The organism is Alkalinema sp. FACHB-956, assembly GCF_014697025.1.
GTDB lineage: Bacteria > Cyanobacteriota > Cyanobacteriia > Leptolyngbyales > Leptolyngbyaceae > Alkalinema.
In genome coordinates this window covers 19,986-38,699 of sequence record NZ_JACJRC010000040.1, presented here as the reverse complement: position 1 = coordinate 38,699, position 18,714 = coordinate 19,986, and the positions used below count along the sequence as shown (strand labels likewise).

At 48.6% G+C, this 18,714-nt stretch carries 21 protein-coding genes and 2 tRNA genes; 11 read left to right on the top strand and 12 right to left on the bottom strand.

Features of this window, described 5'->3' with window-relative positions; genetic code table 11:
- Positions 1-284: 284 nt before the first annotated feature.
- Positions 285-1,514: a DUF445 family protein gene (locus tag H6G21_RS23625; protein WP_190576733.1), complete on the bottom strand. Its 1,230-nt coding sequence runs from the start codon at positions 1,512-1,514 to the stop codon at positions 285-287.
- A 214-nt stretch (positions 1,515-1,728) separates the two neighbouring features.
- Here H6G21_RS23625 and H6G21_RS23620 point away from each other — a divergent pair, with 214 nt between their 5' ends.
- Positions 1,729-2,775 carry a zinc-dependent dehydrogenase gene (locus H6G21_RS23620; RefSeq protein WP_190576731.1) on the top strand — a complete coding sequence of 349 codons (1,047 nt, stop codon included), beginning with the start codon at positions 1,729-1,731 and terminating at the stop codon, positions 2,773-2,775.
- A gap of 104 nt (positions 2,776-2,879) precedes the next feature.
- On the opposite strand, the gene rnc is transcribed toward H6G21_RS23620, so the two are convergent.
- The 4 genes from rnc to H6G21_RS23600 form a co-directional block, all read right to left on the bottom strand.
- Positions 2,880-3,557 (bottom strand): ribonuclease III, encoded by a 678-nt coding sequence (gene rnc / locus H6G21_RS23615; protein ID WP_190576729.1) that lies wholly within the window; start codon positions 3,555-3,557, stop codon positions 2,880-2,882.
- Entirely contained in the window at positions 3,535-4,014 is a 480-nt protein-coding gene (locus tag H6G21_RS23610) for an NYN domain-containing protein (protein ID WP_190576727.1), read from the bottom strand. Before H6G21_RS23610 ends, rnc begins: the two co-directional genes overlap by 23 nt.
- A 353-nt stretch (positions 4,015-4,367) precedes the next feature.
- Positions 4,368-4,814: an NYN domain-containing protein gene (locus H6G21_RS23605; RefSeq protein WP_190576725.1), complete on the bottom strand. Its 447-nt coding sequence runs from the start codon at positions 4,812-4,814 to the stop codon at positions 4,368-4,370.
- A 308-nt stretch (positions 4,815-5,122) separates the two neighbouring features.
- A tRNA-Val gene (locus H6G21_RS23600) sits at positions 5,123-5,196 on the bottom strand.
- 305 nt (positions 5,197-5,501) lie between these two features.
- Here H6G21_RS23600 and H6G21_RS23595 point away from each other — a divergent pair.
- Together H6G21_RS23595 and H6G21_RS23590 are read left to right on the top strand one after the other, a co-directional pair.
- Positions 5,502-5,702 (top strand): hypothetical protein, encoded by a 201-nt coding sequence (locus tag H6G21_RS23595; protein WP_190576745.1) that lies wholly within the window; start codon positions 5,502-5,504, stop codon positions 5,700-5,702.
- 85 nt (positions 5,703-5,787) lie between these two features.
- Positions 5,788-5,964 (top strand): hypothetical protein, encoded by a 177-nt coding sequence (locus tag H6G21_RS23590; RefSeq protein ID WP_190576723.1) that lies wholly within the window; start codon positions 5,788-5,790, stop codon positions 5,962-5,964.
- A gap of 107 nt (positions 5,965-6,071) precedes the next feature.
- Here H6G21_RS23590 and H6G21_RS23585 read toward each other — a convergent pair whose 3' ends face one another.
- A complete protein-coding gene (locus H6G21_RS23585) occupies positions 6,072-6,677 on the bottom strand; it encodes a methylated-DNA--[protein]-cysteine S-methyltransferase (protein ID WP_242042029.1) in 606 nt (201 codons plus the stop codon).
- Positions 6,678-6,896: 219 nt separating this feature from the next.
- Here H6G21_RS23585 and larC point away from each other — a divergent pair, with 219 nt between their 5' ends.
- Positions 6,897-8,564: a nickel pincer cofactor biosynthesis protein LarC gene (larC, locus tag H6G21_RS23580; RefSeq protein ID WP_190576721.1), complete on the top strand. Its 1,668-nt coding sequence runs from the start codon at positions 6,897-6,899 to the stop codon at positions 8,562-8,564.
- Positions 8,552-9,511: a lysylphosphatidylglycerol synthase domain-containing protein gene (locus H6G21_RS23575; protein ID WP_190576714.1), complete on the top strand. Its 960-nt coding sequence runs from the start codon at positions 8,552-8,554 to the stop codon at positions 9,509-9,511. The genes larC and H6G21_RS23575 overlap by 13 nt, the downstream gene beginning before the upstream one ends.
- A 92-nt stretch (positions 9,512-9,603) precedes the next feature.
- On the opposite strand, the gene H6G21_RS23570 is transcribed toward H6G21_RS23575, so the two are convergent.
- Positions 9,604-11,025 carry a hypothetical protein gene (locus H6G21_RS23570; protein ID WP_190576705.1) on the bottom strand — a complete coding sequence of 474 codons (1,422 nt, stop codon included), beginning with the start codon at positions 11,023-11,025 and terminating at the stop codon, positions 9,604-9,606.
- A gap of 670 nt (positions 11,026-11,695) precedes the next feature.
- Positions 11,696-11,778, bottom strand: a tRNA-Leu gene (locus H6G21_RS23565).
- A 190-nt stretch (positions 11,779-11,968) separates the two neighbouring features.
- On the opposite strand from H6G21_RS23565, the gene H6G21_RS23560 reads away from it, so the two are divergent.
- The 4 genes from H6G21_RS23560 (at position 11,969) to H6G21_RS23545 (ending at position 14,727) form a co-directional block, all read left to right on the top strand.
- A complete protein-coding gene (locus tag H6G21_RS23560; RefSeq protein ID WP_190576703.1) occupies positions 11,969-12,181 on the top strand; it encodes an NAD(P)H-quinone oxidoreductase subunit L in 213 nt (70 codons plus the stop codon).
- 49 nt (positions 12,182-12,230) lie between these two features.
- Complete coding sequence (locus H6G21_RS23555; RefSeq protein ID WP_190576701.1) at positions 12,231-12,548, top strand: DUF3007 family protein; 318 nt, start codon at positions 12,231-12,233, stop codon at positions 12,546-12,548.
- Positions 12,549-12,645: 97 nt separating this feature from the next.
- Positions 12,646-13,452 (top strand): tryptophan synthase subunit alpha, encoded by an 807-nt coding sequence (trpA, locus tag H6G21_RS23550; protein WP_190576699.1) that lies wholly within the window; start codon positions 12,646-12,648, stop codon positions 13,450-13,452.
- Between the two features lie 171 nt (positions 13,453-13,623).
- Entirely contained in the window at positions 13,624-14,727 is a 1,104-nt protein-coding gene (locus tag H6G21_RS23545; RefSeq protein WP_190576697.1) for a hypothetical protein, read from the top strand.
- Between the two features lie 29 nt (positions 14,728-14,756).
- Here the strand turns inward: H6G21_RS23545 and H6G21_RS23540 are convergent, their stop codons facing one another.
- Both H6G21_RS23540 and dapF read right to left on the bottom strand, forming a co-directional pair.
- Complete coding sequence (locus H6G21_RS23540) at positions 14,757-15,185, bottom strand: GFA family protein (protein ID WP_190576695.1); 429 nt, start codon at positions 15,183-15,185, stop codon at positions 14,757-14,759.
- Between the two features lie 184 nt (positions 15,186-15,369).
- Positions 15,370-16,212: a diaminopimelate epimerase gene (gene dapF, locus H6G21_RS23535; protein ID WP_190576693.1), complete on the bottom strand. Its 843-nt coding sequence runs from the start codon at positions 16,210-16,212 to the stop codon at positions 15,370-15,372.
- 88 nt (positions 16,213-16,300) lie between these two features.
- Here dapF and H6G21_RS23530 point away from each other — a divergent pair, with 88 nt between their 5' ends.
- On the top strand, positions 16,301-16,516 hold the full coding sequence (locus tag H6G21_RS23530) for an RNA chaperone Hfq (RefSeq protein ID WP_190576691.1): 216 nt from the start codon (positions 16,301-16,303) through the stop codon (positions 16,514-16,516).
- A gap of 169 nt (positions 16,517-16,685) precedes the next feature.
- Here H6G21_RS23530 and tmk read toward each other — a convergent pair whose 3' ends face one another.
- Positions 16,686-17,405, bottom strand: coding sequence for a dTMP kinase (gene tmk / locus H6G21_RS23525; RefSeq protein ID WP_242042028.1), 720 nt, complete (start codon positions 17,403-17,405; stop codon positions 16,686-16,688).
- A gap of 296 nt (positions 17,406-17,701) precedes the next feature.
- Between tmk and H6G21_RS23520 the strand changes: the two genes are divergently transcribed.
- Positions 17,702-18,049 (top strand): hypothetical protein, encoded by a 348-nt coding sequence (locus H6G21_RS23520; protein ID WP_190576689.1) that lies wholly within the window; start codon positions 17,702-17,704, stop codon positions 18,047-18,049.
- Between the two features lie 164 nt (positions 18,050-18,213).
- Here H6G21_RS23520 and H6G21_RS23515 read toward each other — a convergent pair whose 3' ends face one another.
- Complete coding sequence (locus H6G21_RS23515; RefSeq protein WP_190576687.1) at positions 18,214-18,657, bottom strand: FHA domain-containing protein; 444 nt, start codon at positions 18,655-18,657, stop codon at positions 18,214-18,216.
- Positions 18,658-18,714 lie beyond the last annotated feature (57 nt).

Sequence of the window (18,714 nt, the reverse complement as noted above, 5' to 3'; positions counted from 1 at the left end):
CGCATGTTCTGTCGTATTCGGGGCTATTTATCCACCTTGCGCAAGCAGCATATCAATCTTTTAGAGGCTCTCGTTGCATTGTTCTCGGGACATCCTGTGTCGCTTGAACCTCAGCCTGAGTAGTTACGAGAATTTATAATTTTGGGTATTAGATAATCGATCGTGTACTCCTCGGAATACAACAATTGACTGTAATCACTGATGATGATTAGCACTTGTTATTGTCATTTTTGATTACTGTTTGCTAATAGTACTATTTTGCTGAAAGAAAAGACTATTGTGCCTTAGTGCCATAGTAAAGAAAGCGTTTGCAGTAACCCGATCGCGACCCCGAGGACACCACCTAGGTTCACGATCGCCTGTAATTCTGTCTGTACTAGTTCATTAATTCCAGCTTCCATTTCTGCGGGTGGTGTTGCCATCACTCGGTTAATAATGACTTGATCAATGTCCAGAACGGGAAGCACTTCAATCACAATATTTTCTAAATCTCGTTCCAAATAGCGTTCTAAAACATTGGCAATTTCCCAACTAACAACATCTAACGACTCGCTTACGGTGCTGAGGGTTTGCAGACGTTTCAGAATGACAGAAGCAACGTTTTCCCAATTCACAGAAGAACTCAGTCCTTGCAGCAGGTCAGCCCCCCGATCGCGCAGGTAGTTACGAACGCTGTCCCTGAGGGTACGGCGCAGTTGGCGCACGGTAGAAACGGGGAGATTTTGCAGGGAGAAGTCGTAGAAAAATTCCTGGAAGCGTTGTTGAATGCGAAGGGAAATGATGAGGTCTTGGATAATGGCATTGGTGGCTTCCCGATCGTCGAGGCAAAAGGTACGTAACCGAATGAGGGAATTGCGCACACCAAATAAATTGGCAACAACCCAGTAGGTACCACTAGTTTTTTCGCGGAAGCGATCGTCAAGAATTTGAATATTGCGATCGGTGAGGAAATCGACGAGGATTTGCCGTAGGACATCGGGGGGGAGAACGGAGGTGAGCAGCCAAACGGAGAGGTGGTTAGCCTGTTCTTCAGTCAGTTGAAATTCGAGCAAAATTCGATCGAAAATCTGGTTCAGTTGGGTTTCTAAAAAATGTTCCCGTTGGGCAAGGACTTGCAGCAACCGGGGCAGAGAGTCACCAAATAAATCTCGCAAAATATTAGCGAGCACCTTGGTGGTGTTTTCTTCTTTTCCGGTTTGCAGTTGGTCCAGCACGAGGCGAAGAATCCAGAGAATGGCAGCTTGGACTCGTTCGACTTTGAGCAGGCGTTGGGCGATGCCGTGAATTTCATCAGGGGTGAGGAGGGAGCCCATGATGGTATCGGCAATGCGTTTGGCGAGCTTGGCTTGATTGCGGGGGATGACGCCAGGGGTCAAGGGAACGCGGAAGTTGCCGATGTACCAAGGTCGGTAGGGCCGAAATAACATGCGAATGGCAATGTCGTTGGTGAAGTAACCAATGATGCCACCGGCGATCGGGGGCACGACCCAAGGCCCAAGGTCTGCAAGTTTCATTTCAGTCATCCTAGCGCTAATCACCCATGATCTAGCTTAGCGAAAGGGGGACATACTTTGTGGTGCCTGCCCCCATCCCCATCCCTCTGATGGCTACTTTATCCCCCCTTTCTAACCATTCTTCGCCCTGTGCCAGACAGCCCTGTCAGACAGCTCTGCTTAATGGTAGAGTCCTAGTCAATAGGTCTTGAATTCAGCAGAAGGAACCATCAGGATGAAAGCACAGGTCTTTCGTGGGGTCAATAACCTGCAATACGAAGAAATTCCCATACCGGAACTGGCCGAGGATGAAGTGCTCGTGCAGGTGAAAGTAGTCGGCTTGTGTCAATCGGATATCAAAAAAATTAAATATCCCCTCTATGAACCGCCGCGAATTTTTGGCCATGAAACCGCAGGGACGATCTGCCAAATCGGTGCAGCAGTCGAAGGCTGGCAGGTGGGCGATCGGGTGGTTGTGATGCATCACATTCCCTGCATGAACTGTGGCTACTGTGAAACCGGTAGCTATTCCATGTGCGAAACCTATAAAAACATTACAACGACCGCTGGCTTTGCACCCAGTGGGGGCGGCTTTGCAGAATACGTCAAAGTGCCGGGGCACATCGTTCGCCAAGGGGGTTTAATTCCCATTCCTGATTACGTCACCTTTGAACAGGCCAGCTTTGTGGAGCCGACCAATTGCTGCCTCAAAGCCGTTAAGAAAGCCCAAATTCGCACAGGTCAAACGGTACTCATTACCGGAGCAGGGCCGATCGGGTTGATGTTTGTCATGCTGGTCAATCATTTTGGTGCAAAGGCGATCGTCACGGACTTAATCCCTGCACGGTTGGAAAAAGCGTTGGCCGTTGGGGCATTGGCGGCCTTTGATGCCTGCGATCGGGACTTGACCCACAAGGTACAGGATCTCACCCAGGGCTATGGTGTGGATGTCAGTTTATTGGCGGTGCCCAGCGAGAAGGCATTCTTTCAAGCGTTAGACTGCACTCGCAAGGGCGGTAAAATCCTGTTCTTTGCTGAGTTTCCCGATGAAGTGGAAATTCCCCTCAATCCCAACCTGTTATATCGGCGGGAAATTGATCTGATGGGCAGCTACAGTTCAGCCTTTCCGCTACAAGCGCTTTCCGCAGAATTAGTGTTTGAGAACAAGATTGATGTCAATGCCCTCATCAGCGATCGCTATCCCCTCAGCGAATTGGCCAACGCTGTGGAACAAGCGATTCAACCTACTCCAGAAACCTATAAAATTCTGCTCTATCCGTAATTGAATCGCCAGTTAAATTGAGTCGCCAGTTAAATTGCGTTTCCTAAATTCGTTCAAAAAGGACGACTTCAAAGTTCACCTCAGCAATTCCCCTAAGCTGTCACTCACAACAGCTCTAGGGTTTCCAATGCATCCCGCGCCGCATCTTTTTCAGCGGCTTGTTTAGTGCGTCCGGTTCCCCGTCCATAGGATTTACCCCGCACTTGTACCTCCACTGTAAATTGCTTTTGGTGATCGGGCCCGATCGCTTGCATCAGGTTGTACACCGGGTTTTCCCCATGGTTGACTGCCGCCCAATGCTGCAACTCACTCTTGTAATTCACATTGGGGGCATCAACGGTTACCTTTTCCACAACGGATTCAAAGAAGGGTTCAACATAGCAACGCACCCGATTCATATCTGAATCACAATCCAGATAATGCGCTCCAATCAACGCCTCAAAGGCGCTACTTAACAGGTTGGGATTTTGTCGTCCCCCCATTTGATCGGTCCCTTTGCCTAGCAATAGGTGTTTGCCGAGATCTAGGGCGATCGCGAATTGAGCCAACTGCTTTTCGTCCACCAAAGAAGCTCGCAACGGCGTCAGCTTTCCTTCCGGTAGTGCAGGATATTTCTTATAGAGAAATTCACCACAGAGAAAGGTCAAAATCGCATCGCCCAGAAACTCTAGACGTTCGTTGTGTTTTTTCACACTGGGAGTCTCATTCGCATAGGAACGATGGGTCATCGCCTGCTGGAAGAGACTCAGATGTTCAAATTTAGGCAACGTGAAGGATTTCATGGGATCGCGCAAGCAGTTGGGGAAGATCTTCGAGAAAGTAATGTTCATGAACGCTCTGAAGGAGCTTTTGACTAGATTTACAGTGTTTACTGGTGAGACAAATGACGTATTTACCACGTTCACGCAGGACTTCTACAAGCTGAACATAATCACCATCCCCAGTAATCAAGATATAAATGTCCTGCAAGTTCCCTTGTTTTGAGAAACTAAGACCATCCCGCAGAATCTTGTTATCTACCGCATTGTCTCCAGGTTTTGCTCTTAAAATCAAAAAACCTGTTTGTTGAAATGTTTTCCTCGGCTGTTCTCGAATCACCCAATCTACAGCGTACACTCGCAGTCGAGTTTGGCAAGTTCGACCGTACTGCTTGGAAAATTGTCGAATGTAGTCTGCGTAGCGATGGGCAGGAATATTTTCCACGTCACAAAACAAATGGACAAGCGGTTGCTTTGCCATAGTTAAAACCTCTAAAAATTGTAGGAGTTAGAGGCTTTTGGATTAAAGATATTCTTGCGAACCTGATACTCGACTACGTGGGGAGGAATACCCTGGAGTGGGAAGGGAAGCCCTCAGTACATAAGCAAATATTAGATTCAGAAGAACGCCTTTAACTTAAAGCTTGCTCACAAGAGTAACCCCAGTTTTTAGGCTTGTCAAGTCCTCGTATCTCAAAGCTGAGAGAAGTTTTGTATCAATCCGGGATACTGCACCCTGGAGTTCCTAAACAGGAACAGTCAACAATACCGGGCATAAGCCCTGGCCTCTTTGCCAAGGGATGCAGTATCCAAATCAGGATCTAAATCAGTCAATTAGGACGAATACAGATCTTCGAGAAAGTAATGTTCATCAACGCACTGTAACAGCCTCTTGCTAGCTGCATGGGCTTTGCTGGTGAGGCACACGACATATTTATCCCGTTGGTGTAGCATTTCCACCATTTCGACATAGTCCCCATCTCCACTCACCAAAATGTAGACATCCTGGGGTCTTCCCTGTTGAGAAAACGTCGTGCAGTCTCGAATGATCCTGTTATCGACCGCATTCTCCCCAGGGGCAACATTTTTGGTCAAAAAGCTGGCTTTTTCCAGCATTTTCTTGGACTCTTCTCGAATCCTCCAGTTAACAGCATAGGCGCGCAAGCGATCGGGGTGAACCTTGCCGAAGCGTCGCGAAAATCGTCGAATCCGAAAGGCATAGGGATGGGAAGGAATATTTTCCACATCCAGAAACACATAAACAAGCTTAATCCTTGCCATGGGTGTTACCTCTAAGCACGTTTTAAGTAGAGGCTTATGGGTGAAAAAAATTCTTGCGAACCTGATACTAAATTTGCTTCCAAAGAAGCCTGTTCAAGGAACAACCGATTATTAGATTCAGAAGAACATCCTTCACAAAAAGCTTGGGCGCTATATTATCTCTAGGTTGCAAATCTGTCAATACTTTTTCGCTAGAAATGAAGCCTGGAAATGGAACTTTCTTGCCAACTACCGTTGCCTCCAGCAGAGAAGAGCCCTGAGTCCTAGTGCTATCTGACAGATCGGCACAGATAATTTAAAGTAAAGTATGGACGTAACTGGACTCGAACCAGTGACCCCCACGATGTCAACGTGGTACTCTAACCAACTGAGCTATACGTCCGTGTTTACCTCTGCGGAAGCTCCGCATCAGCGCTCACTGAATATACCACACCACTACAAAGAGATGCAACCCTCATTTTTCAGTCTCACGGTTTGCGCAGAATTAAGGATCCCCCCTCGATCGCGGTTCGTAAAACGCGGTTCGTAAAAAAGTTTGAAGAAATTTCACTGCGCCAGTGGGCACTATGAATAATAGTGTCTGTGAATATTTAAGCTTCGTTGCGAAATTCAAGGATTATTGCAACGCTGTGATAGTTTAATTTCACGTTATATGAACCGTCTGCCGAGATAGTTAAGGAGATACCGGTGAGTTCCCGAGCACAAACTTCTTTCTCTACCATGCCTCGCGAAGACTTCAGTGAGTATGTCGCTCAACTGCAATTGCATATGACACTTCAGTCCCGGAAACTAGTTCCAAGTTTTTCGGCGGTTAATGATAGTCGCCAACAGCTTCTGCAACAGACTCAAGCGGACATTGAAAAACTCATTTCCCGTCAAGGTCTGTAGCCTGCTCCCGCGATCGCTCCAGCAATAAACTTACATCCAGCGTTAAAATGGTTAAGCCGTCTTTACTTAGCTTCACCAAGTCATTATGGATGTTTCAGCGATTCGCGATCGCATTAAGCTGATTGAAACCAAACGAGAATTTTTAGTCCAACTCTTAGAGCGGCCAGATCTAGGCACCTTACGGATTGATGTCAATCAGGCGATCGAAGAGATGGATGATTTACTGGAAGATTTCAATCGAACTTTTCCAGACCAAAATTAAGCTCTAGGAATAATAAAAGCCGCCTGCTCAAGTTCTGGTTCCTTTTAGGATGAACAGCAGCGGCTTTTTGTTGCATTGCTTTTTGCAGACGGCCTCTAGCCCTGCCTTTAGAGCAGAGAAGGGTTAGACAAGGATGGTAAAGCTACCCCTTCATGGTTGAGCAACCACTGCTTCCGCTCAATGCCTCCGGCATAACCAATCAAATTGCCGTTTGCGCCAACTACGCGATGGCACGGGATGACAATTTGCACCGGGTTGAGGCGATTAGCCATGCCAACGGCTCGTACTGCTTTGGGTTTGCCAATGGCGATCGCTAACTTTTGATAGCTCCAAACTTGGCCGACGGGGATTTGTCTAAGCGTTTGCCAAACCAACGTTTGAAACTCGGTTCCTTGAGTTTTGACGGGAATTTCGTTGACGCTAGTTAAATTTCCGGTGAAATAGTTACGAATGCGATCGCTGATGGGATTTTCAATGGGCGCTGCCGTGAGTTCAAAGAGAGGATAGCGTTTTTCGAGTGACCGTATCATTCGGTCTTCATGCTCAACAAAGTCCAGAGCACAGAGGCGATCCTGATCCATCACGGTCAAAATTTGACCAATTTCGGAGTCGATGCGATCGCAGAGTAATGTAGTTGTCATGGGGCGGAGAATCAACAGGTGGAAACCACAAAGCAGCGTTAATACCAGTCCATAGGGGGCTGAAACCATCATTCAGAGGTTATTTTCTGAGATGCTCCCCTGAAATAGGTTGTTGCGTGAAAAAAGCGATCGGTTTCCCACCTTGATTGAGGTGATAGGAGCTATCTATACTTTTTATTAATTGTTACCAATGATTAACATCATAAACTTTTATAAAAAAGAGTGACTGCGAAATAATTAAGATTTGTAAGAAAATCCAAACATTATGCTTAGTGCAATAGTTGTAGTGCAATGACCAAGCTGGCCTATCTAGATTGTCCGACGGGGATTTCGGGGGATATGTGTCTGGGGGCGTTGATCGATGCGGGGGTTCCGATCGACTACCTAACCCAATCTTTGCAAAAACTAGGGCTTCAGGGTGAATTTAATCTAAAGGTAGAGAAAGTTTCCCACAATGGTCAACAAGCTACCAAGCTGACGGTGGAATTACTAGATCCGGAATTACTAGATCCAACTAGTCATGGATCGACAACGCAGAATTTAGACCCTGCGTTAACGCTGAGTCAGCGATCTCCCCAAGGTCATCCCCAAGACCATGTTGATTCTTCCCCATCAGGGGATGCTGTAGAGTCACCCGCATCGTATTCTTCCCACCATCATCATCACCACCACGCTCACCATCACCACGCTCACCATCACCACGCTCATCACCACCACACTCACCATCACCACCATCACCACCATCACCACGCTCATGATGAGTCTGCTGGACATCACCATGGTGAGATTCCTGGGGCCTATGGCCAGACGCGCAATTTGCCGGATATTGTGCAGCTCATTCACAACGCTCATTTACCCGATCGGGCTACGGGCTGGAGTTTGGCAATTTTTCGGCAATTGGCTGAAGCAGAAGGTGCCGTCCATGGAATTCCGCCGGAGGAAGTGCACTTCCATGAAGTGGGGGCAGTGGATGCGATCGTGGATATTGTGGGTACCTGTTTAGGGCTGGACTGGTTAGGGGTTGACGCAATTTATTGTTCTGCGTTGCCCACAGGGGGGGGAACCATTTGGGCCGCCCATGGACGATTGCCCGTGCCCGTACCTGCTGTCTTAAAACTTTTTGAATCTCGTCAGGTGCCGATTTATCACAATGGGATCGATCGGGAATTAGTGACACCAACGGGGGCTGCGATCGTCACTGTCCTAGCCCAACAGTTTGGCCCTCCGCCCCGCATGACCCTCCAAAAAGTTGGCCTGGGCGCTGGATCTTTGCAACTCCCCATTCCTAACATGGTTCGTCTGTGGTTGGGGGAATCGTGGGAGTCTGATGCTGCAACCCCTTCTAGGCTTGCAACCCCTTCTAGGCTAATGACGTTAGCCCAGTCTTCTGCGGTGTCAAAGGACGCTTCAAGCCAATTGTCGCCACCCCCTTCTCTTCCGGAATCCCCATCTACCCGGGATCTCCCCCCCGAGTCATCTCCTACCCAGACAACGATCGCTGTTTTGGAGACTCAGATAGACGACCTGAATCCCCAGGCCTTGGGCTATTTATTTGAAGTGTTACTGTCTGCTGGGGCATTGGATGTCTTTACCCAGGCGATCGGGATGAAAAAATCCCGTCCTGGTACACTCATTACGGTGATTTGTAGACCGGAAACCATTGAAGACTGTGAACGCATTCTGTTTCGGGAAACAACCACCCTAGGGATTCGTAGGACATTGCAGACGCGCACAGAGCTTTCCCGAGAATGGCAGCCAATCCAGTTAAAACAGGGTGTTGTGCGCCTAAAAGTGGCAAAATTAGGCGAAACAGTTGTTAATGTTCAACCAGAATATGAAGATTGTGCGGTGCTGGCGCGCCAGTATCATCTACCTTGGCGTGAAGTGCATCGTTTAGCCCTAGCGGCTTGGTTTGCCGAATCTGGCTTGCAGGAAGTATTAGAGTTATGTCAACGTTGAAATCTCAGTTAAGTCGGGTTTCCCAGGGACTGTCTTCTCTTGTCAAAGGCCAGTTGCGTTTCGTGGTGATTGGAGTTGTTGTCTTTTTTCTCACCAAAACGCTGTTGGAACATGGTCAAGGGGTCTTGAGTTTGCGGCTTGGCTCAGCAGGACTGGCCAGTCTCGCGATCGCGTTGGGAATGACGCTTTTAGCCCATATTCTCGCAGGGATGGTCTGGGCCAACATTCTCCAGGATTTGGGGCAAATGGTGACCTATGACTGGGGGATGGCTATTTATCTCAAAACCAATATTGCTAAATATCTCCCTGGCAATGTCTGGCATTTCTATGGACGCTTGCAGGCCAGCCAAGCTGCTAAGGTTCCGGGGTCGATCGCTGCCATTAGTATTCTCTTGGAACCGTTATTGCTCGTTTTAGCGGCAGTCGCCTTAGCAATCGTTGGGCTTCAACCGTTACTGGCTTGGCAAACTGGAGCCTGGACATGGGGCATTCAGGGTTGTTGCTTATTCATTATTTTGGTGGCGATGCATCCTCAGTTCCTAAACATTGGGATTCAGCAACTCGTTCGCCTGAAGCAAAAGACCTTGGGAGGCACTGACATCAATTTCGCGTTGAGGCATTACCCATGGTGCTCTTTTCTGGGAGAATTCAGTTTTTTAATCCTACGGGGAACCGGATTTTTCCTTGTGTGCCTAGCGGTGAGTCCGTTCGCAATCGATCATCTTCAGGTCCTCTATGGTGGATTTGCGATCGCTTGGTTACTTGGGTTTATTATTCCAGGCTTACCCGGTGGCATTGGTGTGTTTGAAGCAGTGGCGTTGGCCTTGCTCAGCCCTTTTCTGCCCACCACGGACTTACTCGCCATTCTTGCCCTGTATCGCTTAATTAATACGATCGCAGAAGCCTTGGGAGCTGGATTAGTAGTGGCGTCGGAACGACAGATTTAAAAGACAGATTTAGAGGCGAGTTTTCCGGCCAGATCTAAGTTCAGTTTAGAATGACTGGCCGTGATCAATATTGATAACTCAGTCAATGATGATTAGAGCTGCGTTGGGTTAGATAAGTCTTGGGTGGGGGGCTCATCATCCAAGACGTCTACAGTATCATCCGTAACCTCTAAATTGAACGAGATGTCTTCTTGCAATTTGATCTGGGAAAAGATGCGATAGGCATCCAAATTCTGTTCCAAGGGCGCAGCCATCCCATTCACCTCGTCACTTGCCATGCGAATAAGGTTGTATTGCACGTTTTCGGCATAAATCGTAAAGGTAACATTGAAAATTTCCAGGAAGTTGACCACCCAGCGACAATCCTCTTCTGGAAAGCCTTCATAGTAGCGAATCAAATCTGCAATTCGGGCCTCTAGATAAGTCCGTGAGTTTTTGGAGGCCAAAACCAATTTGAGTAGGGCGACGACTAAAGTCATGGGATTGCCTTGGGACAGGAGCAAGGCAAACAATGCAGATGGTTCCTTGTGAGTTTCTGTCGTGAGGTAATCGATGACGCGATTACAAGTGCGTAAAAGCATCGCATCACTCAGCGGCTCATCATGGTGTTCTTCATACAATGACCCCAACTTTTCGGCGAGGCGAGTCTGCAATGTGTGGGAAAAGTCGTTGGCTTCGATCGAAAACACCAAGTACTTTTGTAGGCTGAGTTTAAATTCTCGATAGCTAACTTGGCGAACCTGGTTGAGAAAAATGTTGGCGAGGTTAAGGTAACTGTAGGATCCCCGTTTTGCCACGATCGTTTTAATCAGCCGTAGAACGTCATCCCCGAGAACCGTGGGGTTTTTCAAAGGCCGATCGGTAATCTGCTTGGCCTGCGATCGGGCAACATACATAGCCAGCTCAAACTTGAACTGATTCCGTAACTGTTGCGCCATGGCACGGGCTGCTTCCCGTTGCTCAATGGGGTTGTTCAGATCCGCATACTGTGGCACTAAAAGATAGGCAGTATAGCGCTTAACCCAAGGCCCATCCTCATTCGTTTGTTGGGGATCATAGCGTGAGGCAAAAAGCTTTAGGTCAGCGTAATCTTGGCTCTTGCGAAAATTATCCACCCAGAGGCGCAGTCGGCCCAATGTCGGTGAAATCGTATCGCGAGGAAAGGGTTCTTGAAGGGCTTCGATGAGATCTTGGATGGCCCGGTAGCGTCTGGCTGCATCCCAGTTATTGACCAAGATGTAACAAGACCGCTTAATAGTGTTGCGGAATTCTGACTCGTTGTTGGCCAACACAATGTCATAGAGCGCATTGATGGCTGAGGCGCTCACAGAATCAACGTGATATAGAAAAAGTCGCTTGAATTCAAGCAAAACTTCTTCTGGCGGCCACTTTCGGACAATTTCTAACAGGAACCGATAAATCGTTTGTTGAGCAAGTTGGATGGCGCGCTCGGACTGAGTTAGTGTTTCAGACCAGACACCCAGCCGCTCGTTCGGAAGAACATCCCCAATCATTCGGCGACTCAACGCTGTGGCTTGCAGATTCTAGAGCTAATAAAGACATTGAACTAGGCGAACCCAGTTCATGGAAGGCATTTGGTTGGATTGTTATCTGAAACCAAATATATTTCGACTTGGTCAGAACAACTACAGCATGAAGAAACACATTTCCGGTTAATCCCCTGAATACTCCTCAAAGATAGCTTAGTCAGCTAGAAAACTCATACTGTAAAAGGCGGATCTTTATCCCAAGGCGCTTGTAGCGCGGGATCAATCATGAGATAAGGCGATCGATAAGTTGGTTAGGCATCCAGTCAATCTTGAATTGCTCCACCCATAAGTTGAGCATTCATCATTAACGATGAGATTTTCACCTACGTGTTGACCGTAATAATTGTATCAACAGTAAAATTACTGAAACCAACTAACTCTGAGGTAGCGCCAAACTTAATCATTGCGATCAAGTTCGTTTTAAGAAAGTGTAAAGTTTGTCAACCAAGTGAGCAAAGTTCTATCGCGTAGTATCGCTAATTTTTTAGCAACTAGCCAGCAACCGTTTAGCTTCACCGCGTATTTAGCTAGTCATCTAGTTGGGTGAATGCTAAGGACTGATGAATACCCGTTGATTGAATACGGGTTGAATGTAAGTGAATACTCGTTGATTGAGCAGAATTCATTCAGAGAATGGGGGCAGAGGGACTTGAACCCTCACGACCTTGCGGTCAACGGATTTTAAGTCCGTAGCGTCTACCATTCCGCCATGCCCCCATGAGGTTGGGTGAGGAAAAATCCTCTCTAACTATTCCATCATCAATTGCGCTAGCTGGCAACCAGTTTCTCGAGATAACCTATTTCACTAGATAACCTAAGAAAGCTTGATGGACTGAAACTATATTAGCCTCCCTTTCACAGGATAATATGACATTGAGACGTTTTAACGGATTGCAGCAGGTTAGCTATGGAAGTTGCTCTTCTCTATTTGGCCTTGGGAGGTGCTTACCTCTTAGTTCTACCCTTGACGCTTTACTTCTACTTGAAGGCACGCTGGTACGTGGCCAGCTCTGTGGAACGGGTTTTGATGTATTTCATGGTGTTCCTGTGCTTCCCTGGGATGTTAGTGTTAGCGCCCTTTTTGAATTTCCGTCCCAACCGTCGGGAAATCGGTGCCTAGCCCCGATCGTCTTGACGACCTCTATCGAAGAAATTTAGGCAACTAAACCATGCGACGAATTGATGTACTTGCGATCGGGTTAGGCATTTTTGTGGCGGGTGGCGTTGCCTATGTTGGTTTCCAGTGGCTGGGTTTGGATGATATCAATGCGGGCATCTGGAGTCAGTTTCTGCTGGTGCTGGTGGTGATTGGCTGGCTGACGACCTATTTAGTGCGGGCCGTGACCCAAAAAATGACCTATAACCAGCAGTTAAAAGATTATGAAGATGCTGTACTGCAAAAGCGCTTGGAAGAATTGACTCCGGAAGAACTCGCACAGTTGCAAGCAGAGGTCGAACAGGAGCGGCAATCAAGTTCATCGTCCTAAATTGAGTGATTGGCATGGGGATTGATTGGACTAGCTTGTGTCTCTGTCCCCGTCTTCCTGTACGCTGTACCGTTGTAGCTTGTCCCGTTAAGTTTCAATGACTTCCATTTCTCAGTGTTTTGAGCAACTGCGCGATCGCGCCCAATGTGCCCTGATTCCGTTCATCACGGCTGGGGATCCAGATTTAGCGACTACCGCTGAAGCATTACGGATTTTGGATCGATCGGGTGCGGATTTGATTGAATTAGGGGTTCCCTATTCCGATCCCTTAGCAGACGGGCCCGTCATTCAAGCGGCGGCGACTCGGGCATTGGCCAATGGAACCAAGCTGGATGATGTGTTGGGGATGTTAAAAGATGTGATCCCCAGCCTCAACGCTCCGATCGTTTTATTTACTTATTACAATCCAATCTTGAACCGGGGCATTGAAGCGTTTCTCCAGGAAATTGCTAGCATCGGTGTTAAGGGCTTAGTGGTGCCCGATTTACCATTGGAAGAGGCGGATGCATTACTGACCCCGGCAGCGGTAGTGGGTATTGAGGTCACATTATTAGTTGCGCCCACCAGTCCGACCGATCGAATTGCAGCGATCGCCCAGCAATCCCAGGGCTTTATCTACCTGGTCAGTACCACCGGGGTGACGGGGATGCGGACGCAGTTGCAGTCGCGGGTGAAAGACTTAGTACAAGAATTGCGGACGGTCACTGACAAACCCATCGGGGTGGGATTTGGAATTTCCCAGCCAGAGCACGCGAAACAGGTGATGGAATGGGGCGCAGATGCCGCGATCGTGGGGAGTGCTTTTGTGAAGCGCTTAGCTGAAAGCGGATCCCCTAAGGAAGGCTTGAGTGCATTGGAGTCCTTCTGCCGGAGCTTAAAAGCGGCGTTAACAGTTGAAGGCTAATTGTTCTGGATCATGAGAAGAGTGGGGTTGGGATGGTGAATCCTAGCCCTTTTTTATTGAGAATTTCTTGAGAATCTTTTTGTTGAGAAATATAGAAGAGGCTAGGGGATCGGAGTCAAACCCGATACTATCGATGCAAAGGATTTAAAGATATCCGTAGGATCAATTACCATGGGCAATCCTCTTTCGCGCCGAGGGTTCTTGACGGGGCTAGCTGCAACAAGCCTGTCAGGTTCTATTTTGTTCGATCGTCGTTCCTCCCAGGCTAAAAGTTCACCTTCATTGGCCTTAAACCTGCCTCCTTACCCATTTTTTCCAAATCTTCAGTCGGTAATGACGGAGGATCGTGCTCTCCTTGATCGACTTTTAGGAGCCTATGCTCGATCAACGCCAACGGCACAACAACATCCGATCGATTTTCTCTCCCGCTACGTCCCGGTTTATATCTTTGAGCAGACCCTGCTACCGTCTGCGTCCATTCAGCCATTACTCCCTAAATTTCTCTGGCTGATGCATTTAGCGGGTTATTTTGGCGGCGTTTGGTTACGGGATGCCTTCATTCACTTTCCGGGTCCTGGTTCCCCCAATCCACGGCCAGGATTCCCGGTCTCTGCGAACAGCTTTGCAGTTGCTGTAGCCCGCATCAATGCTGCATTGACAGCTTTAGAGTACGATGCAGCAGCCTTAGCCTATGCTGAGGAAAATCTACGCGGTTTACCACTCCAAGGACTGGTTGACAGCTATGGCTATAATGCGGGTTATCTCGATCAGATTTTAGTGGGATCAAAGCCTATCAATGCGGTGGCTCCGGCGAATTATTTCTCCTATCAAAGCACTGCCATCCTAAACGGCACCTATGGTGTCCCAGAGATTCAGCCATTGAATTTTTGGCGACTACAGACTCACTTGGCGGCCTCGCGATCGGGGAGTCGTTACAACGAAATTGTTGAAGGGACAGGGGAAGCCAATTCACTGATTTCGCTTCAGACAAGCGCGATCACCCGTGGGAAGCTGACGTGGAGTCCCCAGAATGTTTTCCTCTCAATTGCAAACTTCGACCAACCAACCTATAACTTGCTGCTAGTCACGAGTGCTTACTTTTTGCAATGTGTGCAGGCGACGGCACAGGCGGCACTGGCTTCATCGGCCTTGGGGCAGGCATCTTGGGCCAAGGCAGCCACCCGGTCTAATGCAATGCTAATTCCCTACAGCGGCAGCTATGGGGTTGGGCTTTTTGACAACATGGGTCAACTGCCGACATTTACAGTTAGCTAGGATTTTTTACGGTCAGGTAATCCGGGAAGCTAAGGTTTGCGGGTTTTGAGGGCCTCGATATTGGCTTCCCAGTTTTGTCCATCAAAGGGCACGATCGTAAATTCTTCCAGAACATCCCCGTCCAAACAACGCACGTTGATATCCACTTTATCGGGATGGGATCGGGGCGTATAAAAGGCGTGGATCCCGCAGTGTTGGCAAAATCGATGCTGGGCGGTGTGGGTATTGAAGGTGTAAGTCACGAGGCTGTCTTGGCCCGCGAGGAGGGTAAAGCGATCGGGTGACACAATTAGGTGCAGAAATCCTTTTTTGCGACAGATGGAACAATTGCAGTCTTCAACAACCCGTTCATCAGCGGTGACTTGGACTGCAAACTGCACAGCGCCGCAATGACAACTACCGTTATAGGTTTTGAATTTGTTGGTGTTTAATTCGTTAGTTTTGAATTCATCGGTCATGACTCTTGCCCCGCAAGGATACACTCATGGGCGAGGGCGTAGAATCTGACGGCCCATGGCCCCATGATTCACCCCGCCCATCATCAACCCATCATGAATTGCTGGTTGAGCAACGCTTGAGAAACTCGTTCTCCAGCAATTGGCCTTGGTCAATCTTGCTAGTCGATCGCTGGCGGTAATCGCGTTAGTCGATCGCCACTTCTCCTACAAAGACCCGTTCCGCAGGCCCCGTCATAAAGATGCGATCGTCGGCAGCCCATTCAATTTGTAACGGCCCACCGGGAAGCTCGATCGTGGCTTTGCGATCGCTCTTGTCATTCAGCACAGCAGCCACTAACGAGGCACAGGCTCCAGTCCCGCAGGCTAGGGTGATCCCCGCTCCCCGCTCCCAGACCCGCATTTTCAGATAGCCCCGATCGACCACTTCAATGAATTCAGTATTGGTGCGCTGGGGAAAGACGGAATGGTGCTCAAACTGTGGGCCAACTTTTTCCAGGTCGATCGCCGCAACATTCTCCACAAAAGTGATGCAATGGGGATTGCCCATGCTGACCGTTGTAACAGCCCAGGTTTGCCCTGCCACTTCCAGGGGAACAGCCACGGCTTGGGCATCGGCGGCAGTTAACGTCGTTGGAATTTCTCCCGCCAACAGCCGAGGTTTGCCCATGTCCACAGTAATTTGGCCGTCGGCTTCCAGTTTGGGCGTAATCAATCCGGCTAGGGTATGGATGGTGTACACCGATTTGGCCGCATCGCCTTCTAAATCCGCGAGAAAGCGAGCCATACAGCGGATCCCGTTGCCGCACATTTCCGGTTCCGAGCCATCGGAGTTGAAAATCCGCATGGTGTAATCAGTACCGTTTTCTCCCGGCAGCGCAAAAATCACACCATCGGCTCCAATGCCAAAATGCCGATCGCAGAGTTTTTCAGCCTGCTCAGGGGACAAAATAGGATCCGAGCTATGGCGGTTATCCACCAAAATGAAGTCGTTACCGAGGCCGTGGTACTTGCTAAATTGCAGGTTCATGGGTCGAAAAGTCCAGAGATGGGTAGACTGAAGTCAAGCGAAGATACGCTAGAAGAACCAGATTAGCCCCAGGGAGCACAAAAATAAAATGGCGCTGGAATTAGAAACTGGATTGCCAAGCACTCGCCAAATTCAAAATTTGATTAAAGATGGCAATGACGTTGAATTTAAGTTAGTCACCGGGGATCTGCTCTCCGGCAAAATTCGTTGGCAAGATCCCCATTGTATCTGCCTCGTTGATCAGTACGATCAGCCGACGATCGTGTGGCGACAGGCGATCGCTTACATGAAACCTCGCGCTTAGTTAAATCGCGCTTAGTTAAATCGTGCTTAGTTAAATCGCTTAACCCTGACCAAAGCGCTTAACCCCTCAACCGACGATCGACCTGCAACAAACTAAAGTTTCATGAAAGTCTAAATCAAGCGAGGTCATATGACCTCGCTTTTTGCTGTTTCTAGGGATTGCAAGGGTTTCAGGGATTGCAGATCGCTGGGATAGCGTACCACTGGGTTAATTTTGTTTCCAACACAGTCTGAATAGCTTGACTGACGGCGTCGATCGGTTGAGCAGCATCAATGCGCAGGATGCGATCGGGATGGGCCTGGTGCAGTTCCATAAACCCTTGGCGCACCCGTTGATGGAACGCGACATCCGCCTGTTCAATGCGATCGCGGCTTCCCCTAGCTTGGGCGCGGGCTAACCCCAATTCCACCTCTAAATCCAGCCAGAGGGTTAAATCGGGTATCAGTCCTTGGGTCGCAATGGTATTGAGTTGGTGGATCAGATCAAGATCCAAACCTCGACCATAGCCTTGATAGGCAACGGTGGAGTCGGTATAGCGATCGCACAGAATGAGGGTACTTTGGGCCAGGAGGGGTTGTAGGTAGCCTGCCACATGTTGAGCCCGATCGGCCGCATAAAGCAAGAGTTCAGTCCGATCCTGCATGGGTTCAAGGTCGGGCGTCAGCAACACCTGACGAATGTTTTGACAGAGCGGTGTGCCACCGGGTTCACGTGTGGATGCAATGGCCGCGATCGGGAAGGAAGGTTGAGCATTCTCTAACCAGCCTCTGTCGGACAACCATTGTTCTAACCATTGTTGGGTGTGCTGAAGCTGTGTCGTTTTGCCGCAGCCTTCCCCCCCCTCAAAGACGATTAACTTGCCCCGTTTCTCCATGATCCGCAGTCTCATCCTCTAGTCTGTAGGATGAATTCATCCCACAGGGTAAATGTATGCTGACCGAAAGGGACTGACTTTTGATCAAATCCCCCTGTGGCTCTGCTAATAATAGACCATGGTTCATAGTAGACCATGGTGTAATCCTTGCCGTAGGGTGAGAAATACCTATAAAAAGCGGGATGGAATCAATCGATCGATAGCGTCGCGGTTATTGTTCGATCGAGTACAACTTAAGGGTGACCCATTAGGGTGACTCATTAGGGTGACTCGTTAATGTTGATAAAGCAAGCTACAAGCTGGGGGTGGTTATGGCTCGTTATACTGCGCTGTTTACCGTTGGGATCGCAGTCACTGATCTGCACAGGGTTTTGCGCAAGGTTCTGGAGTCCTGCCGCCTAGAAGTTATTTACGATACTCCAGAATACATGATGGCGCGGGAAATTCCCGGACAAGTTCCGTTCCCAAAATTAGTGACGGTAGAAATTTTGATCGATCGCACCACTGCCACCGATCAAGAAGTTCGCATGAAGTTTGTCATCAAGAATGAAGAATTGCCACTCCAGGTCAACAATCACTGCCATCTGATGTTTGATGAGATTTACAAGGCCGTGAATGAAACGAATCAATGGAAGTTGATTGAAACGGTCAGTGGTTGAGATTCGATCGCTAGTCATCAGGAGGATCAGTCGGGCACGCGCCCACCGATCCTCCCAATGGTTCTAATGAAAACCCGATCGTGTGAAAAAAAAACGATTGCCCTAGGAAAACTCGATCGTTCTAAGAAAATCTAGAAAAATCCAGTGCTCCTTAGACTAGCTCATCAGTCTAGCTCGTCATCCCCTAAATCTTCGGGATCGCCGACCATACCAGGGCTAATGAGCGTGATATCAAACTCATCGGGTGGTACCGTTTGTACAGCTTCCCGTTTCAGCAGATAGTAAATAGCACGAACCTGGGGGCCAAACACAACTTCATCTGCATCCTGCAAATCATGGGTTTGGAGCTTGCGCCCATTGATCAGCAGCCCATTGGCACTGGCTTGGCCCCGGAGGTTACCGTCTACAATGCGGTAGTAATAGCTGCCATCTTCCTTCGGCAGTTGCACCAAAGTGGCATGGCGGCGGGAAACAAATTGTGACACGAGGCGAATGTCACAACGGGGATCACGACCGATCGAATAGACGGGAGCATCCAGGTTAAATTCTCGCCGACCTTTGTCGTCTTCAATGATGAGCAGATGGTTTTGGCGCGGTTCTGAAGGCATGTCGCGTGGTGGTTCCCGTGGCTAAGGACAATAAATAAATTACACCATAGGTCTTTC

Excerpts from the sequence above, each read along its gene's own strand:
- dapF (WP_190576693.1), bottom strand. The coding sequence starts at position 16,212 with ATGAACCTGCAATTTAGCAAGTACCACGGCCTCGGTAACGACTTCATT.
- H6G21_RS23515 (WP_190576687.1), bottom strand. The coding sequence starts at position 18,657 with ATGCCTTCAGAACCGCGCCAAAACCATCTGCTCATCATTGAAGACGAC.
- H6G21_RS23540 (WP_190576695.1), bottom strand. The coding sequence starts at position 15,185 with ATGACCGATGAATTCAAAACTAACGAATTAAACACCAACAAATTCAAA.
- H6G21_RS23585 (WP_242042029.1), bottom strand. The coding sequence starts at position 6,677 with ATGATGGTTTCAGCCCCCTATGGACTGGTATTAACGCTGCTTTGTGGT.
- H6G21_RS23610 (WP_190576727.1), bottom strand. The coding sequence starts at position 4,014 with ATGGCAAAGCAACCGCTTGTCCATTTGTTTTGTGACGTGGAAAATATT.
- H6G21_RS23520 (WP_190576689.1), top strand. The coding sequence starts at position 17,702 with ATGGCTCGTTATACTGCGCTGTTTACCGTTGGGATCGCAGTCACTGAT.
- tmk (WP_242042028.1), bottom strand. The coding sequence starts at position 17,405 with ATGAGACTGCGGATCATGGAGAAACGGGGCAAGTTAATCGTCTTTGAG.
- H6G21_RS23625 (WP_190576733.1), bottom strand. The coding sequence starts at position 1,514 with ATGAAACTTGCAGACCTTGGGCCTTGGGTCGTGCCCCCGATCGCCGGT.
- H6G21_RS23575 (WP_190576714.1), top strand. The coding sequence starts at position 8,552 with ATGTCAACGTTGAAATCTCAGTTAAGTCGGGTTTCCCAGGGACTGTCT.
- H6G21_RS23555 (WP_190576701.1), top strand. The coding sequence starts at position 12,231 with ATGCGACGAATTGATGTACTTGCGATCGGGTTAGGCATTTTTGTGGCG.
- H6G21_RS23590 (WP_190576723.1), top strand. The coding sequence starts at position 5,788 with ATGGATGTTTCAGCGATTCGCGATCGCATTAAGCTGATTGAAACCAAA.
- H6G21_RS23530 (WP_190576691.1), top strand. The coding sequence starts at position 16,301 with ATGGCGCTGGAATTAGAAACTGGATTGCCAAGCACTCGCCAAATTCAA.
- H6G21_RS23560 (WP_190576703.1), top strand. The coding sequence starts at position 11,969 with ATGGAAGTTGCTCTTCTCTATTTGGCCTTGGGAGGTGCTTACCTCTTA.
- H6G21_RS23545 (WP_190576697.1), top strand. The coding sequence starts at position 13,624 with ATGGGCAATCCTCTTTCGCGCCGAGGGTTCTTGACGGGGCTAGCTGCA.
- H6G21_RS23605 (WP_190576725.1), bottom strand. The coding sequence starts at position 4,814 with ATGGCAAGGATTAAGCTTGTTTATGTGTTTCTGGATGTGGAAAATATT.
- H6G21_RS23570 (WP_190576705.1), bottom strand. The coding sequence starts at position 11,025 with ATGATTGGGGATGTTCTTCCGAACGAGCGGCTGGGTGTCTGGTCTGAA.
- rnc (WP_190576729.1), bottom strand. The coding sequence starts at position 3,557 with ATGAAATCCTTCACGTTGCCTAAATTTGAACATCTGAGTCTCTTCCAG.
- larC (WP_190576721.1), top strand. The coding sequence starts at position 6,897 with ATGACCAAGCTGGCCTATCTAGATTGTCCGACGGGGATTTCGGGGGAT.
- trpA (WP_190576699.1), top strand. The coding sequence starts at position 12,646 with ATGACTTCCATTTCTCAGTGTTTTGAGCAACTGCGCGATCGCGCCCAA.
- H6G21_RS23620 (WP_190576731.1), top strand. The coding sequence starts at position 1,729 with ATGAAAGCACAGGTCTTTCGTGGGGTCAATAACCTGCAATACGAAGAA.